20 protein-coding genes are annotated in these 17,204 nt (G+C 61.6%); 12 read left to right on the plus strand and 8 right to left on the minus strand.

Going from position 1 to position 17,204, the window contains the following annotated elements:
• Positions 1–156 precede the first annotated feature (156 nt).
• The 5 genes from oscA (at position 157) to HX786_RS14775 (ending at position 4,278) form a co-directional block, all read left to right on the plus strand.
• Positions 157–339, plus strand: coding sequence for a sulfur starvation response protein OscA (gene oscA / locus HX786_RS14755; RefSeq protein WP_003170956.1), 183 nt, complete (start codon positions 157–159; stop codon positions 337–339).
• Positions 340–415: 76 nt separating this feature from the next.
• A complete protein-coding gene (locus tag HX786_RS14760) occupies positions 416–1,426 on the plus strand; it encodes a sulfate ABC transporter substrate-binding protein (protein ID WP_003218143.1) in 1,011 nt (336 codons plus the stop codon).
• A 163-nt stretch (positions 1,427–1,589) separates the two neighbouring features.
• Complete coding sequence (gene cysT / locus HX786_RS14765; RefSeq protein WP_003218141.1) at positions 1,590–2,408, plus strand: sulfate ABC transporter permease subunit CysT; 819 nt, start codon at positions 1,590–1,592, stop codon at positions 2,406–2,408.
• Positions 2,409–2,421: 13 nt separating this feature from the next.
• On the plus strand, positions 2,422–3,294 hold the full coding sequence (cysW, locus tag HX786_RS14770; RefSeq protein ID WP_003218139.1) for a sulfate ABC transporter permease subunit CysW: 873 nt from the start codon (positions 2,422–2,424) through the stop codon (positions 3,292–3,294).
• Between the two features lie 3 nt (positions 3,295–3,297).
• Positions 3,298–4,278, plus strand: coding sequence for a sulfate/molybdate ABC transporter ATP-binding protein (locus HX786_RS14775; RefSeq protein ID WP_003218138.1), 981 nt, complete (start codon positions 3,298–3,300; stop codon positions 4,276–4,278).
• Between the two features lie 126 nt (positions 4,279–4,404).
• Here HX786_RS14775 and HX786_RS14780 read toward each other — a convergent pair whose 3' ends face one another.
• Positions 4,405–4,929, minus strand: a complete 525-nt coding sequence (locus tag HX786_RS14780) for a DUF962 domain-containing protein (RefSeq protein ID WP_178912269.1) — start codon at positions 4,927–4,929, stop codon at positions 4,405–4,407.
• Positions 4,930–5,012: 83 nt separating this feature from the next.
• Here HX786_RS14780 and HX786_RS14785 point away from each other — a divergent pair, with 83 nt between their 5' ends.
• Positions 5,013–5,699, plus strand: a complete 687-nt coding sequence (locus HX786_RS14785) for a Crp/Fnr family transcriptional regulator (RefSeq protein WP_003218134.1) — start codon at positions 5,013–5,015, stop codon at positions 5,697–5,699.
• A gap of 38 nt (positions 5,700–5,737) precedes the next feature.
• Complete coding sequence (locus HX786_RS14790; protein WP_003218132.1) at positions 5,738–6,103, plus strand: response regulator; 366 nt, start codon at positions 5,738–5,740, stop codon at positions 6,101–6,103.
• A gap of 144 nt (positions 6,104–6,247) precedes the next feature.
• Here the strand turns inward: HX786_RS14790 and HX786_RS14795 are convergent, their stop codons facing one another.
• Positions 6,248–7,252 carry an AraC family transcriptional regulator gene (locus HX786_RS14795; RefSeq protein ID WP_087693638.1) on the minus strand — a complete coding sequence of 335 codons (1,005 nt, stop codon included), beginning with the start codon at positions 7,250–7,252 and terminating at the stop codon, positions 6,248–6,250.
• Between the two features lie 101 nt (positions 7,253–7,353).
• On the opposite strand from HX786_RS14795, the gene HX786_RS14800 reads away from it, so the two are divergent.
• On the plus strand, positions 7,354–8,433 hold the full coding sequence (locus HX786_RS14800; protein WP_102367874.1) for a fatty acid desaturase: 1,080 nt from the start codon (positions 7,354–7,356) through the stop codon (positions 8,431–8,433).
• 38 nt (positions 8,434–8,471) lie between these two features.
• Here the strand turns inward: HX786_RS14800 and HX786_RS14805 are convergent, their stop codons facing one another.
• From HX786_RS14805 to HX786_RS14830, 6 genes are all read right to left on the minus strand, one after another.
• Complete coding sequence (locus HX786_RS14805; protein ID WP_003218128.1) at positions 8,472–8,783, minus strand: putative quinol monooxygenase; 312 nt, start codon at positions 8,781–8,783, stop codon at positions 8,472–8,474.
• A 292-nt stretch (positions 8,784–9,075) separates the two neighbouring features.
• The gene (locus HX786_RS14810) at positions 9,076–9,957 is read right to left on the minus strand and encodes a LysR family transcriptional regulator (RefSeq protein WP_008433706.1); all 882 of its coding nucleotides are present in this window, start codon (positions 9,955–9,957) and stop codon (positions 9,076–9,078) included.
• Positions 9,958–9,969: 12 nt separating this feature from the next.
• Entirely contained in the window at positions 9,970–11,142 is a 1,173-nt protein-coding gene (locus HX786_RS14815) for an L-dopachrome tautomerase-related protein (RefSeq protein WP_178912270.1), read from the minus strand.
• 130 nt (positions 11,143–11,272) lie between these two features.
• Positions 11,273–12,205 (minus strand): LysR family transcriptional regulator, encoded by a 933-nt coding sequence (locus tag HX786_RS14820; protein ID WP_003218124.1) that lies wholly within the window; start codon positions 12,203–12,205, stop codon positions 11,273–11,275.
• A gap of 74 nt (positions 12,206–12,279) precedes the next feature.
• Complete coding sequence (locus HX786_RS14825; RefSeq protein ID WP_178912271.1) at positions 12,280–13,479, minus strand: CynX/NimT family MFS transporter; 1,200 nt, start codon at positions 13,477–13,479, stop codon at positions 12,280–12,282.
• Positions 13,466–13,927 (minus strand): nucleoside deaminase, encoded by a 462-nt coding sequence (locus HX786_RS14830; protein ID WP_102606281.1) that lies wholly within the window; start codon positions 13,925–13,927, stop codon positions 13,466–13,468. The genes HX786_RS14825 and HX786_RS14830 overlap by 14 nt, the downstream gene beginning before the upstream one ends.
• Before the next feature lie 105 nt (positions 13,928–14,032).
• Between HX786_RS14830 and HX786_RS14835 the strand changes: the two genes are divergently transcribed.
• The 4 genes from HX786_RS14835 (at position 14,033) to HX786_RS14850 (ending at position 17,116) form a co-directional block, all read left to right on the plus strand.
• On the plus strand, positions 14,033–14,884 hold the full coding sequence (locus tag HX786_RS14835; protein WP_178912272.1) for a LysR family transcriptional regulator: 852 nt from the start codon (positions 14,033–14,035) through the stop codon (positions 14,882–14,884).
• 240 nt (positions 14,885–15,124) lie between these two features.
• The gene (locus HX786_RS14840) at positions 15,125–15,937 is read left to right on the plus strand and encodes an energy transducer TonB (RefSeq protein WP_003218120.1); all 813 of its coding nucleotides are present in this window, start codon (positions 15,125–15,127) and stop codon (positions 15,935–15,937) included.
• 50 nt (positions 15,938–15,987) lie between these two features.
• Positions 15,988–16,713, plus strand: coding sequence for a MotA/TolQ/ExbB proton channel family protein (locus tag HX786_RS14845; protein WP_085984637.1), 726 nt, complete (start codon positions 15,988–15,990; stop codon positions 16,711–16,713).
• A gap of 1 nt (position 16,714) precedes the next feature.
• Positions 16,715–17,116 carry a biopolymer transporter ExbD gene (locus HX786_RS14850; protein WP_003218118.1) on the plus strand — a complete coding sequence of 134 codons (402 nt, stop codon included), beginning with the start codon at positions 16,715–16,717 and terminating at the stop codon, positions 17,114–17,116.
• Positions 17,117–17,204: the final 88 nt, after the last annotated feature.

Raw genomic sequence — 17,204 nt, forward strand, 5'->3', positions numbered from 1 at the left:
ACCCCTCGCAACCCCTCGTCCCACCAGAAAATTCTTTCTGGTTATATAAACATTCTTAAATAGTATTTTTAAGAATATCCGCGCTTATCTACTATCGCCCTCACGCCGCAAGCAGTGCCGCCACTGCGAGGCACTTCTCATTTCAGGAGCACGACCATGAGCGCATCTCTACGTAGCGTTGACGGCCAGGACGAAGCAGCCATTTTGCGCGAGATCCAGAGCGCCCTGCGCGATCTGCGGTTTGGCGCGGTGGAAATCACTGTGCACAACGCCCAGGTAGTACAAATCGAACGCAAAGAGAAATTCCGTTTGCAGAACCCGGGCAACAAACCGAGCTGAGCAACACCGGCGATTCGATTGCAAGACCCGCAACTATAAGAAAAAAGCCAACACCCAAGAATTTCAGGAGCCTTCTATGTCGTCGATTCGCCGTTATGCCCTGGCAGCACTGGCCAGTGCCGTGTTTGCCGGTTCCGCTGTTGCCAAGGATTACGAACTGCTCAACGTGTCTTACGACCCCACCCGCGAGCTCTACCAGGACTACAACGCTGAATTCACCAGCTTCTGGAAGCAGTCGCACCCGGGTGACAACGTCAAGATCCAGCAATCCCACGGTGGTTCGGGCAAGCAGGGCCGCGCGGTAATCGACGGCCTGCGCGCCGACGTCGTGACCCTGGCCCTGGCCGGCGACATCGACGAAATCGCAAAACTGGGCAAGACCCTGCCGGAAAACTGGCAAACCCGCCTGCCGGACGCCAGCACCCCGTACACCTCGACCATCGTGTTCCTGGTACGCAAGGGCAACCCTAAAGGCATCAAGGATTGGGGCGACCTGATTAAGAAAGACGTGTCGGTGATCACCCCGAACCCGAAAACCTCCGGCGGCGCCCGCTGGAACTTCCTAGCCGCCTGGGCCTACGGCCTGAAAGCCGGTGGCAGCGAAGCCAAGGCCCAGGAATACGTGAAAGAGCTGTTCAAGCACGTGCCGATCCTCGACACCGGCGCGCGCGGTTCGACCATCACCTTCGTCAACAACGGTCAGGGTGACGTGTTGCTGGCCTGGGAAAACGAAGCCTTCCTGGCCCTGAAGGAAGACGGCGGCGCCGACAAGTTCGACATCGTTGTACCTTCGCTGTCGATCCTCGCCGAGCCGCCAGTGGCCGTGGTCGACAAGAACGCCGAGAAAAAGGGCAATACCGAGATCGCCACCGAATACCTCAAGCACCTGTACAGCCCGGCTGGCCAGGAGATTGCGGCGAAGAACTTCTACCGCCCACGCGATGAGAAAGTCGCCGCCAAATACGCCCAGCAGTTCCCGAAACTGGACCTGGTGACTATCGACAAAGACTTCGGCGGCTGGAAAACTGCCCAACCGAAATTCTTCAATGACGGTGGCGTGTTCGACCAGATCTACTCGGCGCAGTAAGCAAAATCAAACTGTAGGAGCCAGCTTTCTGTGGGAGCCGGGCTTGCCCGCGATAGCATCACCTCGGTGTAACTGATACACCGAGGTGCCGGCATCGCAGGCAAGCCAGCTCCCACAGAAGCTCGCTCCTACAGTGGTATCTACCCGCTAACCAAGGACTCTTATGTCGCGTCGTATCTCCCCCGTCATACCCGGCTTCGGGCTGACGCTGGGCTACACCGTGGTGTACCTCAGCCTGATCGTACTCATCCCCCTTGCGGCGATGTTTGTACATGCCGCTCAACTCACCTGGGATCAGTTCTGGAACATCATCTCCGCACCGCGTGTGCTGGCGGCGTTGAAACTGAGCTTCGGCACTGCGTTGTATGCCGCGATCATCAACGGCGTGATCGGTACCCTGCTGGCATGGGTACTGGTGCGCTACACCTTCCCCGGGCGCAAGATCATCGATGCGATGATCGACTTGCCGTTCGCCCTGCCCACCGCCGTCGCCGGTATTGCACTCACCGCGCTGTACACGCCCACTGGCTTGGTAGGCCAGTTCGCCGCCGACCTGGGCTTCAAGATCGCCTACACCCCCCTGGGCATCACCCTCGCGCTGACCTTCGTCACGTTGCCATTCGTGGTGCGTACCGTGCAGCCGGTGTTGGCCGATATCCCCCGGGAAATCGAAGAAGCCGCCGCCTGTCTCGGCGCCAAGCCCCTGCAAGTGTTCCGCTACATCCTGGTACCGGCGCTGCTGCCGGCCTGGTTGACCGGCTTCGCCTTGGCGTTTGCACGAGGTGTCGGTGAGTACGGCTCGGTGATCTTCATCGCCGGCAACATGCCGATGAAAACCGAGATCCTGCCGTTGCTGATCATGGTCAAGCTCGACCAATACGACTACCACGGCGCCACGTCCATCGGTGTGCTGATGCTGGTGGTTTCCTTTGTCCTGCTGCTGCTGATCAACTTGCTGCAGCGGCGCATCGAACACCCATAAGGAGGCGCGGAACATGTCCCAATCGTCTATTTCCGCCGCGTCCTCGGCCAACGCTGCCCGTCGTGGCAGTGCGGTGTCCCGACGCATCCTGATCAGCCTTGGCTGGCTGGTGTTCTTCCTGTTTTTGTTGCTGCCGCTGTTTATCGTGGTGTCCCAGGGCCTGAAGAATGGCCTGGGTGCGTTCTTCACCGCGATCCTTGAGCCGGACGCGCTGTCGGCATTGAAACTCACGGTGATCGCCGTGGTGATTTCGGTACCGCTCAACGTGGTGTTCGGCGTCAGCGCCGCCTGGTGCGTGAGCAAGTACTCGTTCCGTGGCAAAAGTATCCTGGTGACCCTGATCGACCTGCCGTTCTCGGTATCGCCGGTGATCGCCGGCCTGGTCTACGTATTGATGTTCGGCGCCCAGGGCTTCTTTGGCCCGTGGCTGCAAGACCATGACATCCAGATCGTGTTCGCCTTGCCGGGCATCGTGCTGGCGACCATCTTTGTCACCGTGCCGTTCGTGGCCCGTGAGCTGATCCCGCTGATGCAGGAGCAGGGCACCCAGGAAGAAGAGGCCGCGCGCCTGCTGGGCGCCAACGGCTGGCAGATGTTCTGGCATGTCACCGTGCCGAACATCAAGTGGGGCCTGATCTACGGCGTGGTGCTGTGTACCGCGCGGGCCATGGGTGAGTTCGGTGCGGTGTCGGTGGTGTCCGGCCACATTCGCGGCGTGACCAACACCTTGCCGCTGCACGTCGAGATCCTCTACAACGAATACAACCACGTCGCCGCGTTTGCCGTCGCGAGCCTGTTGCTGATCCTGGCGCTCTTCATCCTGCTGCTCAAGCAGTGGAGCGAGAACCGTATCAACCGCCTGCGCAAAAGTGCTGGTGAGGAATAAGTCATGTCGATCGAAGTCCGTAATGTCAGCAAGAATTTCAACGCCTTCAAGGCCCTGAACAGCATCAATCTGGACATCCAGAGTGGCGAGCTGGTGGCGTTGCTGGGCCCGTCCGGCTGCGGCAAGACCACCCTGCTGCGGATCATCGCCGGTCTCGAAACCCCGGATGCCGGCAACATCGTGTTCCATGGTGAAGACGTCTCCGGCCACGACGTGCGTGATCGCAACGTCGGCTTTGTGTTCCAGCACTACGCGCTGTTCCGCCACATGACCGTGTTCGACAACGTCGCGTTCGGCCTGCGCATGAAACCGAAAAACCAGCGCCCCACCGAAAGCCAGATCGCAGTGAAAGTCCACGAGCTGCTGAACATGGTGCAGCTCGATTGGCTGTCGGATCGCTACCCGGAACAACTCTCCGGCGGCCAGCGCCAGCGTATCGCCCTGGCGCGCGCCCTGGCGGTAGAGCCGAAAGTGCTGCTGCTGGATGAACCCTTCGGCGCCCTCGATGCCAAGGTCCGTAAAGAACTGCGCCGCTGGCTGGCGCGCCTGCACGAAGACATCAACCTGACCTCGGTGTTCGTGACCCACGACCAGGAAGAAGCCATGGAAGTGGCGGACCGCATCGTGGTGATGAACAAGGGCGTGATCGAGCAGATTGGTTCACCGGGCGAAGTCTACGAAAACCCGGCCAGTGATTTTGTTTATCACTTCCTCGGCGACTCCAACCGCCTGCATTTGGGTGAAGACAAGCACGTGCTGTTCCGCCCGCATGAAGTGTCGTTGTCGCGCCATGAACTGGAAGACCACCACGCGGCTGAAGTGCGTGATATTCGCCCGCTTGGCGCGACCACCCGGGTGACCCTGAAGGTCGAAGGCCAGAGCGAGTTGATCGAGGCTGAAGTGGTGAAAGACCACGACAGCCTGACCGGCCTGGCGCGGGGCGAGACGTTGTTCTTCAAGCCCAAGGTCTGGCAAAAAGCCTAAAAGTGCCGCAAAACCCATGTGGGAGCGGGCTTGCTCGCGAATGCGGTGGTTCAGTCGGTACATCCGGTGACTGACACTCCGCTTTCGCGAGCAAGCCCGCTCCCACATTTGGATCTCCAGTGTTGCTCAGGCCGTGGCGTTCTTGTGCCGCACGGCCACGGGCCCTGAGCGCTCTTCAATCTGCCGCTTCAGCTCATGCCGCAGCCCCACCAGGAACGCCAACTCCGCCACCACAAACAACGGCCCCACGATCAACCCGGACACGTCATCGACAAACGCCGGTTTGCGCCCCTCGTAGTAATGCCCCACAAACTGGATCACCCAGCCCACCACGAACATGCCGATGCCACTGCTCAGCCACACCAGCGTGCTTTGCGCCGCCAGCACATGCCCGGCCCACACCGACAGGCCCATCAGCACCGTCATCAGCACGCCGAGCGCCAGTTCCAGGCGCAGGTAGAACCATGCCGAAAGCAGCGCCACTACCACCGCGGGCGACAGCCACAGCCCGGCCACCGTCCATTCGGGGCGTGACAGCAGCACGGCCACGGCCACGACGATCAGCGGGATGCCGATAAAGTGGCTGGTGATATTGCGCGGGTCGCGGTGGTAGGCGGCGTATTGACTGAGGTGGTCGACGAGGCTTTTCATTGTTGTTCCTCCTGTAGGATGTTTGATCATGCCCTGTAGGCCCACGACACACTGTCAACTGGCCGACAATCTTCGGAGTTCGCATGGATGTAGAGAAATGGCACCCACGGCTGGCCACCGGTCACTGGTACAGCCATCTGCCTGCTGATCTACAGAATAGCTTGCTGGCCAGCGCCCGGTTGCGGCAGCTGACGGCGGGGCAATACCTGTTCAAGCGCGGCGATCCGCCGTGTGGGTTGTATGCGGTGCTGGAGGGCTCCCTGCGTATCAGCGCGGTGAACGAGCAGGGCAAGGAGGCAGTGTTGAGCCTGGCGGAGTTGCCATACTGGTTCGGCGAAATCTCATTGTTCGACGGGTTGCCCCGCACCCACGATGCCTGCGCCGTCGGGCCGTGTACGTTGCTGCAGGTACCGCAGCCGGCGTTGCTGCACATTCTTGAACAGACTCCGCGTTACTGGCGCGACATGGCCCTGTTGATGAGCCAGAAACTGCGCCTGACCTTTATCAATATCGAGCAATTGAGCCTGATGCCGGCGTCGGTGCGGGTGGCGCACCGCCTGCTGATGATCGCCGAGGGCTATGGCGACATCGAGCAGGCCCGGCAGGTGCTGCAACTGCCCCAGGAAGACTTGGCCGCGATGCTGAGCCTGTCGCGCCAGACCACCAATGCGTTGCTCAAGGACCTGCAAGGCCAGGGCATCGTGCGCCTGGGCTATGGCGAGATCGAAATCCTCGACCCGCAACGTTTGCGCGAGGCGGCGCATGCCTGAGGGTGGTAGCCTGCGTTCACGATTATTCGAGGTGTGTTATGCGCGTCCTGTTAGTGGAACACGAGTCAGAGGCGGCCGAGGCGATGGGCCGCAGTCTTGAAGAGGCCAGCTACACGGTGGAGGTGGCGGCCAATGGCATGGCGGCCCTGCGCTTTGTGGAAAGCACCGAATACGACCTGGTGATCCTGGATGTGATGCTGCCGGGGCTGAATGCCTGGAAGCTGCAGCAGGCGATCCGGTTGAAGGGTGAGACGCCGATGTTGTTTTTGACCACGCCTGACGGGATTGAAGATCGGCTGCGTGGGCTGGAATTGCATGAGGATGATTATCTGCTCAAGCCCTTTGAGGCCCGGGCCTTGGTGGCGCGGGTGAAGAAGGTGTTGCGGCGGGATCGCGGGCGCTGACTGATCTGGCTTTTGTGGTGTTTGATCGACCGCTTTCGCGAGCAAGCCCGCTCCCACATTTGACCGAGTATATCCTTTGGAATGCGGTCAAATGTGGGAGCGGGCTTGCTCGCGAAGAGGCCCTCGCAGCCGCCGCAACTCCAGCTACCTCAACCCATCCCGAAACTGCCCCGGCGTGATCCCGGTCCAGCGCTTGAACGCCCGGTTGAAGCTGCTGGTATCGGCAAACCCCAGCAAATGACTGATCTCCGCCAGCGAACACTCGGGGTCCCGCAGATGCAGCAGCGCGAGGTTCTCCCGGCATTCGTTCAGCAGCGCATCAAACCGGCAGCCCTCATCCGCCAGATGCCGCTGCAAGCTGCGCAAGCTCAAATGCAACGCCTGGGCGATGCGCTCGGCACTCGGTTCACCGTCAGGCAACTGTGCCTCAATGGCCGAACGCACCTTGCGTTCCCAGGTCAGCGGCCGCAGTTGCGCCAGGGTGCGCTTGAGCACGGTTTCATTGTGCTCGGCCAACTCGGGGTTGGCATCGTCCAGGTGGCTGTCAAAGTCCCGCGCCGCAAATTCCAGACGGTCTTCCTCGGCGGCAAAAAACACCGGCGCGCGAAATACCGTGTGCCACGGCTTGGGATCAGCCGGCTCGGGCCGCCGCAGGTACACCGCCAGCGGCGCGTACTCCCGGCCCAGGCGATTGCGGCAGGTGCGCACGTAAATCGCGGCGAACGCATCAATCGCCTCAAACGCGGGTGCGGGTGTACCGGCGGGCTGTTGCAGGCGAAAGCGGTAACGTTCGCCCTCCCGGCTAAGCTCCAGGCTCAGTGCGTCGCTGACCACCTGGTGATAGCGCACGATCCGCTCGAACACTTCCCGCAGGCTGCCGCTGGCCACCAGCGCATAACCCAGCGCGTGAAAGGTGGTGGGGCTGACAAACCGCGACACCCGCAAGCCAATCGCCGGGTCGCCGCTGGCCTGTACCGCCAGTTCCCACAGGCGCGTGGTGGCCGATAGCGGGTAGCGCGCGTTCGGATCTTCCATCAACTGCGGGTCGAGCCCGGCCTGGGCGCACAGCGCGGCGCTGTCGAGGCCCAGGGCGTCGAGCTGCTTGCGCAGGGCGCGGGTCCAGCTGGCGAGAGAGGTCGGTTCGGTCATGTTGATTGGCGCTTGCGGTCAACAGGTTGGCGTGTGGGGCTAGCGTCCCGCCAGATCGCATAGGGCAGGATGTACGCATCAATAAGACAGAGGATGGAAGCATGGACGGTACTTCTGCAAGTCCCCGGCAGATGAACGCACAACAGCGTTCAGCGCATATTCGTGAAGTGGTGCTGGCCGAGGGGCTGTTATTGCGCCAGCGCCACCCCTGGCTGCTGCATCAGGATGCGTTGGGCGCGGGCATCCTGGCCTTTGCCCTGGTGGGCATGCTGGGTTCGGCGGCGCTGTATATCACCGGGCACATGGCGTGGTGGGTGTGCCTGCTGCTCAACGCATTCCTCGCGTCATTGACCCACGAACTGGAACACGACCTGATCCACAGCATGTACTTTCGCAAGCAGCGCCTGCCCCACAACCTGATGATGGGCCTGGTGTGGCTGGCGCGGCCCAGCACCATCAACCCTTGGGTACGGCGCCATATCCACCTCAATCACCACAAGGTTTCCGGCAGCGAAACCGACATCGAAGAGCGCGCAATCACCAACGGTGAACCGTGGGGCCTGGCACGTTTGCTGATGGTCGGCGACAACATCATGTCGGCACTGATCCGGGTGCTGCGCGCACCGTCCTGGAAGCACAAGCTGGGCATTCTCAAGCGCACGGCGCTGGTCTACGCACCGCTGGCGCTGCTGCATTGGGGCGCGTGGTATGTGTTCCTCGGCTTCCATGCCGCGAATGGCATCGCCAGCCTGCTGGGCGCGCCAATCGACTGGTCAGCCAACACCCTGGCAGTGATGCACATCATCGACATCGCCGCCGTGGTGATCATCGGGCCCAACGTGCTGCGCACCTTCTGCCTGCATTTTGTCAGCTCCAACATGCACTACTACGGTGACATCGAGCCGGGCAACGTGATCCAGCAAACCCAGGTGCTCAACCCGTGGTGGCTGTGGCCGTTGCAAGCGTTCTGCTTCAACTTCGGCAGCACCCATGGGATTCATCACTTTGTGGTCAAGGAGCCGTTCTACATCCGCCAGATGACGGTGAAAACGGCGCACAAGGTGATGGCGGAGATGGGCGTGCGCTTCAACGATTTCGGCACGTTTGCCCGGGCCAATCGGTTTGCGCGCCAGGAGGGACGGCTGAGCGAACTCAACCCGGTGGAAAGAACAGCGAGCTGAGCAAGCATCCCGGTCACCCTGGGGTGACCGGGTGCGATTTACTGAATGGCCTGGTAGAAGTTCACCTGTGCTTCATCCAGGTACGCGAGGATTTTCGCCGGCAGGCGCTCGGTGGGTTTCGCCGGGCCGAAGGCTTTGTAGAGCGTTTCGAAATGCGCGTGCAGGTCCGCGACGCTTTCCCACTGTTCGTTGAGAAAGAACCGGTTGGGGTTCTCTTCATCCTTATGCCATTGATAGACCACGGCCTTGTCGTGCTGGTGGGTGAGCTTTTGTGAAACGGCCGCTACATCACGATAGAACTCGGCCTGTTTGCCTTCTTTGATGGTGCCGCTGAAAACCAGGTAGAGCATGTTGGAATCCTCGGTTTGGGGAGATTGCAGAACATCTGCATCGCCAAACTAGCCTCAGTGAGCAGGCCCTTGTAGCCAGCCTGCCGCGAATTCAGAATTCGTAAAAGGCCTCGGAATCGAACGGCCGTCTTTGCCCGGTCAGGCCCATGCGTTGCAACACCAGCACTACCACCGCAGCGGTAACCCGATGGAACGACAAGTCTGTCACCCCTAGTCGAACGACGCGTGGACCGCTCGCGAGATTTGTTCTGCCTGCAGCTTGGTGAGTCACCGTCATGATTTTTTCCCGATGCTAAAAATCGCCCTGGAACTCGGCGATCATGAACTCGACGAAAGCCCGAGCCTTGGATGAGATCAACCGCGCGCTGGGGTAGATCGCCCAGATATCCCGGGTTTGCTCCAGGACACAGGACGGCATGATTTCCACCAATGCGCCGCTTTCCAGTGAGGGCCTGACGTTCCACTGTGAAACAGAGACGATGCCGAGCCCACCCTCCGCGGCAAGCCGTGCGCTTTCGCCGCAATTGACTCTGAGCGAACCACTGATTGCCGTGACTTTGTGTGACTGGGCACCCACGAAACGCCAATGGTCCTCGTCGCCCAGCAGGATGCAGGAATGATTGACCAGCTCCGCAGGTGAAGTCGGTTCGCCATGCGCCTGGAGGTAGGCGGGTGCCGCACACAGGATGCGTCTGTCGCAGCCGAGCTTGCGCGCCACCAGGGATGAGTCCTTCAGGGCGGCGATGCGGATTGCCACATCAATCCCGATCTCGGTCAGGTCCTGCATTTGATCGGACAGTATCAGGTCGATCTTCAGCTTCGGGTTGGCGTGCAGGAACCGGGTAATGGCCGGCATCAGGCACATCCGCGCGAAGGACCCGGGGGCGGATACTCTTAACACCCGCTTGGCCACGTCCTTGCCTTTCACCGCGACCAGATAGGCCTCGTCCACGGCTGCCAGCACCCGGATTGCATGGGGCAGAAACAGCGCACCGTCTTCGGTCAGGCTGACCTGGCGAGTGGTGCGATGCAGCAGGCGCATGCCCAGGTATTCTTCAAGCTTCGCCAGTTTGTGGCTGGCCACCGAGGGCGCGAGTCCCAGCTCCCTGCCGGCTGCGGTGATATTGCCCAGCTCTGTTGATCGCATGAACAGGTTCAACGCATCAATATTCATGCTTCGGCGCCGCTAGTGTGTGGGCGCCGGCGCGGCATCGATCTTCACGCGCAGCAGGCTGTAGGGTTTCTGGCGCAAGTCTTTGCCTGCGTGAAAGATGCTTTGGCGGTGCAGCTGATTGGCGATGAAGTACAGGTAGCCATCGGGACCGATTGACAGTGTGTCGGGCCAAAGCACACGCGGATCATGGACGATGGTCTGCCATTGCCCGTTCGCCAGCCGTTTGCGCACGCTGTTGTTTTCGTAGTCGCCGGCATACACGGCCCCCGAGGCGTCGGCTTCAAGCCCGTCCGAGGCGCCTTTTTCCCCGAGGTCTTTGACCGCCATTTCGAGCCGTGCTTCGCTGACTGTCTCGTCACGCAGCAGTGCCGTGGGGATGGCGTACAGGTGCCGACTCGACAGCGGGCAGAAATACAAGGTCTGCCCATCAGCCGACAGGGCGATGCCGTCCGAAGCCACGGCAAAAGGCTGGGTGCCGCCTTTGGCATCCCGCACTTTCAGGACCTGGCCTTCGACCGTGGGTACGAAGGTCGGGTCGACCGAGGTCGAGGGTGCACCACTGAGCCGGCGTATGGCCGTGCCACTGGCGATGTCCATGACGATGATCGCGCCCGGGCCGGTAAGTGAAGAGTCGGTGATATAGATCACGCCTTGGTCACCCACGCGAAAATCAAAGCGCATGTCGTTGACGTAGGTGCCGGGCAGCATGACGTTTTTCGGGAATACGAGGGTCTTGACCACCTTGTTGGTGGCGAGCTCAACTGCGACGAGCTTGGCACCACCTGGCTGTGGAGGCGAGAAGCCAGGCGCCGCGGTGTCCAGTATCCAGAGGCGTCCGCGCCCGTCGGCCACCACGCTTTGTACGCTGATAAACCCTTTGGCCGGGTCTTTGGGGTTGGCCTGATTTATCGCCTGGTCAGGGTAGGGTACGACTTTGCCGTCGCGCAATTCTGCGACGGTAAACGGTACCTCGTCGCCCCAGCGAGGAAAGTTGACAAAGATGCGTCCGGTCTCGGTAACGCTCACGCCGGTGGGCATGGCATCGTGGAAGGCGTGCACCTGCTCGATGGCGCCAACGCTCTGATCGGCGGGCAGGTCCGCCGGCATGGAAGCCTGGGCGGCGGTGCCGGTGAGGGCCGCTGCCAAGGCAAGGGCAGTCCAACTGATTGGGTATTTCAAGTACATGGCAGGGCTCCAGGTTTTTCTGTTCTGGAGCCAATGGTGTCGGTTCCCGGCAGGCGAAAAAACCCGCTGATTGCCGATAACAGTTTCATTGAAATCAAGAGAATGGGCTGTCGCGCGCAAGCCTGGTTTTTTAATTGCGGGCGAGCAAGCTTGCTTCAGCAGAGGGGGTATCCACGGTGATCAGGGTTTCGATCATCGCCTTCGCCGCCGGCGACAAGCGAAACCCGGTACGGCTGATGATCCCGCAGCGGTTGTTCAAACTGTCGAGGCTGTGAGGCACGTTGCGCCAGTGCAGCACCGTCAGTGCGCCACGGGCAAAGTCTTCGGCAAACGCATCCTCGGCACCCAGGCCAATCGCGTTGGACTGGTGCACGATGGCCGCCAGCGCCGCAAACTGCTCCAGTTCGATAGCGGGAGAAAAGTCGACACGCCCGCTCAGGTTGGCCAGTAGCTTGCGTACCCCGGGAGCGATCAGCGGTGTGGCCAGCGGGTAGTCAAACAAGTCGTTGGTCGAGAGGCTGTCCTTGGCCAGTAACGGGTGCCCGGCGCGGCAGAAAAATACATTGCGCCGGGGTGTCAGGGCCTGGGTCTGGAAATTCGGATCGGCCTCGAAGTGGCGCACATCGGCGATGAAGAATTCGATCTCTTCGCGACTCAAACTGCGTCCGAGTTTTTCCCAGTTATCCACATGCAAACCGCTGCGTACTCGTGGATGAGCGCCGACAAACCGTGCGATCGCTCCAGGCACCAGGTTCACCGCCGCCACGGCATCGCAGCCAAAGCGCAATTCGCCGGCGTCGAGCTTGGTCATGCGGGTGACTTCGTGGCTCAGCCGCGCCGCGCCCTGAACGAGCGACAAGGCATGTTGCAACACCACCTGGCCCTCGGGAGTGGGGCGCAGGTCTTTGTGGGCGCGGTCCACCAGCACACAGCCAAACTCCTGTTCCAGGCTTTGGATGCTGCGGCTGAACGCCGGCTGGGTAATGCCCATGGCGTCGGCGGCGCGCACAAAACTGCGGTACTCGTTCAGAGCAATGAAGTAGCGCAGTTGGCGAAGGTCCATGGAGTTTTCCGGCGTCCTGAAGGAAACCGCGATTCTAATCGCCTCGCTTATTCCGCAAAAGAATGTTCATTGTTTTATCTAGATTCAAATTGCATATCCATAGAGCCTGTGCGGTAGGTGGCCGGGCTGAACACCCGGGTGAGTATCAGCATCGCCACCACCGTCAGCGTCAGCACCATCCACGCGCTGACGAAACTGCCAGTCAATTCCCGCAGCCAGCCGGTCAGCCACGGTGATACGGCGTTGATCAAAAAGCCCACGCCCTGGACGAACGCCGCCAGTTGGCCGGCCTCCCGAGGGTCGCGGCGGTGATCCAGGGTCAGCAACAGGCTCAGGGCGAAACACGCTCCCAGGCCGAAACCGATCAACGCCACCCACACGTGGGGGAACTCCAGCGGCGCCGTCAGCAGGCCGATATAGCCCACGGTCTGGGCCAGCAGGCTGATGCTCAGTAACGGTCGACGATCAATGCCACGTTGCGCCAGTGCCGGCATCAGCAGCGCGGCGATTACCTGGAAGATCGTCATGAACGCCAGCAGCGAACCACTGGGCAGTACGCCCCAACCCAACTGCTGATAGTAGGCCGGCAGCCACGCGACCATGCTCATGTAGCCGCAATTCACCAGGCCGAAATACAGCGCCAGCAACCACGCCCGACGGTTGCGCAGGCCCTGGAACGGCGCCTTCACCTGCGGGTTTTTCGCCGCACCCAATGGCAGCCACGCCCACAACAATAGTGCGCCCAGGGCCGGTAGCAGCCAGATCCCGAGCCCCGCCTGCCACTGCTGGAAATGCCCCGCCACCAACGGGCTGAGCAGGGCGGCCAAGCCACCGCCGCCCATCAGCGAAGCCGAGTAAATCCCCATCGCCAACGGCACGCGCTGGTGAAACTGGCGCTTGATCATCGCCGGCACCAGCGCCTGGATCAGCGCCACACCCGCACCGCCGAACAATGCCGTGGCCAGCAGCGCCGGCGCCTGGCCAAACAGCCAGCGCGCGAGGCACGCCAGCAGAATCATCATCAAGCCCAGGGCGATTCCGCGACGCTCCCCCAGCTTCGCCTCCAGGCGCACCCCCACCAACGCCACCAGGCCCATGCAGATCACCGGCAGGCTGGTGAGCAGGGCGCTGCTCTGGAAACTCAGGCCGGTGGCCAGACGGATTTCCCCCAGCAACGGGCTGATGGAACTGAGGATGGGCCGCAGGTTCAGGCCCAGCACTACCAGCAAACCCCAACCGGCGAGCTTGCCGGCGAACGAATTATTCAGCGTCATGCAGGGCCTGCCACTCGCGGTAAAGGGCTTGCATCGCTGCCTGCGGCAGGTGCTGCACGGGCAATTTTTGCTCCGCCAGCGGCAGCGCCAGTTGCTGGTAGATCGCTGCTGTGGACAAACCAAAGGGCGCCGCCACGTCGTTGCTGGCAGCGAACACCACGCGGGATATGCCGCACAGGTGCATCGCACTCAGGCACATCGGGCAGGGCTGGCCGCTGGCGTAGATCACACAACCGTCGAGGCGCGGGCCGAGTTGTTGGCTGGCGGCACGGATGGCGAGCATCTCGGCGTGGGCGGTGGGGTCCTGGCTCAAGTGGATTTCGTTTACCGCTTCCACCAGCACCTTGCCGTCGCGCACCAGGACCGCACCAAACGGGCGGCCACCGGCGGCTACGTTGGCCTTGGCCAGTTGCACGGCGTGATGCAGATGCTGTTGATCGTCAGTCATGGAAAACCCCTCGTGCGCAATGAGGCGTGAAGTATGGGCAGCCACAGGGGTATTCTGAAATTAAATATAACCATGCCAATCAGTGGCAAATGGAATGGTGAGCCCATGTTCGATCCTGTGTTGTTGCGCAGCTTTGTTGCCGTCGTCGATTGCGGCAATTTCACCCGCGCGGCCGAGCGGCTGCACTTGACCCAGTCCACGGTCAGCCAACAGATCCGCCGCCTGGAAGATGCACTGGGTAGCCAGGTGCTCGACCGGGATCAGCGCCGCGTGGTGGCCACGGTGGAGGGCGAGCGCTTGCTGGCGTATGCGCGGCGCATCCTGGCGCTGCACGAAGAGGCGGCCGACGTGCTGATCAATCAGCAGAGCGATGGCGTGTTGCGCCTGGCGGTGCCCGAGGACTTTGCGGCCGAGCGCCTGATGCCGCTGCTGTCGGCGTTTGTGCAGGCTTATCCCCGGGTGCGCCTGGAGGTCACCAGCGGCTTGGGGCCGGAATTGTTGCGGGATTATCGCGGCGGTGAATTCGACGTGCTGCTGGTCAAGCAAATGGGTGACAGCGATGACTGCCTGGTGTCCTGGCCGGAGCCGTTGTGTTGGGTCGACAGCCGCAGTTCGCCGTCCCTGGGACGTGATCCGCTGCCGTTGGTGACGTTTCCCGCTGGCGGCCTGTACCGCAATGAAATGCTGCATCACCTGGAGGTGGGCGGCTGGCGCTGGCGCATCGGTTATTCCAGCGCCAGCTTGGCCAGCGTGTGTTCGGCGGTGGCGGCGGGACTGGGGATCAGCCTGTTGCCGGTGCGGGTGGTGCAGCCCGGGCACGTGGTGTTGGGCGCGGACAGCGGTTTGCCTGCGGTGCAGGGCGTGCGGCTGGCGCTGTATGGCCGTAACGGCCTTGGCGCGGCCGGGCAGGCGTTGCTACGCCAATTGCAGGATTTGTGTGCCGGTAATCCACGCTGAGCCATGCCTTCAGTGAATATTTTGTATGCCTCAAAAGCATTGAGATTTTGCCCCTCGGCGCCAGGCCGCGCAGGACGTGGCTTCGGCGTATCCGGATGTTTCGGTTATTCAATTTAGATCTATCTATAACTTTAAAGATTACTTTAAGAGATAAGCGTCTGCCCCCGATGATTCAGCCCTCGACGGCCGCCAAGGCAGGCCCGTCGGTTTTTTTGCTTAAGACCGCAGGGGAGTTAATCAATGGGCAATGTCCAGACCGCCGCCAGTGCACAAGAGGCGCAGTGGCGCCACGCACCGGGTGGTGAGTTGGTCGACCTTGGCCGGCCGCATCGCGCGCCGTTGGGGCAGTTGCGTACGCAGAAAACCCCGAAGGGTGTGTTGAGTCGGCGTGAAGCGATCCTGTTGGGGATTCTCGCGCTGGCCTTGCATGGCGCGGTGATCTATTGGGTCAGCCAGAAGCCAACCCCGGTGCTGCCGATTGTGCCGCCGGAAATCCCGCCGATGACGATCGAATTTTCCCAGCCGGCACCGCCGGTTGTGGAGCCGCCACCGCCTGTACCGCCACCGCCGCCGCCACCGGTTGTCGAGCCACCGCCGCCGGTGGTTGATGAATTGGCCGCCAAGCCGGCGCCGAAAAAGATTCCGAAACCCAAGCCGGTGCCAAAGCCTGTGCCCAAGCCCGCACCGAAACCGGTAGCCGAGCAGCCGCCCGCGCCGCCTGTACCCGCGCCACCGGCTCCAGCACCGCCGGCACCGCCTGCGCCCGCGCCGGTCACACCGGCCTCGGCCAACGCCGCGTACCTGAAGAACCCGGCGCCGGAATACCCGTCACTGGCCCAGCGCCGGGGTTGGGAAGGCACGGTGCTGTTGCGGGTGCATGTATTGGCCACCGGCAAGCCGGGTGAGATCCAGATTCAGAAAAGCAGTGGTCGCCAGCAACTCGACGAAGCCGCACTGGCTGCCGTGAAGCGCTGGAGTTTTGTACCGGCCAAGCAGGGTGATGTGGCCCAGGACGGCTGGGTCAGCGTACCGATCGATTTCAAGATTCATTAATTATTGGATGCGGTGTGTTGGACACATCGCGACCTGCACAGAGGGAAAACATCATGGCATTAGCATCTCCAACTGAATCCATCGAAAGCGCGGTGATCTGGCTGCTGGTGGTCTTTTCGGTCGCTACCTGGGGCCTGGCCCTGCTCAAGGGCGTCCAGTTCGGCCGCCTCAAGTCCCAGGATCGCAAGTTCCACAAACAGTTCTGGGCGGCATCCAGCCTGGACTCGGCCGCTGAGTTGGCCGAAACCAAACCCGGCGCCGCCGCTCGTGTGGCCCAGGCCGGTTACGCCGCGATCCAGGTGGGTGAGGCGCCACACGCTGCTGACTTGAGCCAGGCGATCAACCATCAGGACCGTCTTGAACGCGCTTTGCGCCAACAGATCGTGCGTGAGCGTCGCTCCCTGGAAACCGGCCTGGCCGTGGTTGCGAGTATCGGCAGCACCTCGCCGTTTATCGGCCTGTTCGGCACTGTGTGGGGGATCATGGAAGCCTTGAAAGGCATCAGCGCCGCCGGTTCCGCCAGCCTCGAAACCGTGGCCGGGCCGATCGGTGCGGCACTGGTTGCCACGGGTGTGGGTATTGCCGTCGCGGTGCCGGCGGTGCTGGTCTACAACTACTTCCTGCGTCGCCTGAAGCTCACGGCTGCTGACCTGGACGACTTCGCCCACGACTTCTACAGCCTGGCGCAGAAGAACTCGTTCCGCGTGCTGCTGCACCCGACGCTGAGCAAGGCCGGTGCCCAGGGTGGCGCGCAAAAAGTGAAGGAGGCGTCCTGAGATGGCCTTCTCCACGCAAGACAGTGATGAGGTGCTGAGCGAGATCAACGTTACGCCGCTGGTGGACGTGATGCTGGTGCTGCTGGTGGTGTTTATCGTCACGGCGCCGTTGTTGACCAATGCGATTCCGATCAACTTGCCCAAGACCGAGGCCGTGGCCCCGGTGGAGCAGAAGGACCCGCTGGTGGTGAGCATTGATGCGGCCGGGAAACTGTTTATCAACAAGGATGAAATCCAGCCGGATTTGCTGGAATTCAACTTGCAGTCGGCCAAGGCCAAGGATCCGGATGTGCGGGTGCAACTGCAGGCTGATGATGGAGTGAACTATGGCGAAGTGGCGCGAGCCATGGCGTCGATCGAGCGGGCGGGGATTACCAAGCTTTCGGTGATTACTGCACGTTAGTTTCAAATGCCTCGACAATTTTTTTGGCCGTCTCCTTGGCAGGGTGCGGCCTTTTTTTTGCTTTGGGGGGAGTACATATCCGTTATTT

Source organism: Pseudomonas sp. 21615526 (assembly GCF_013386245.1).
Taxonomy (GTDB): domain Bacteria; phylum Pseudomonadota; class Gammaproteobacteria; order Pseudomonadales; family Pseudomonadaceae; genus Aquipseudomonas.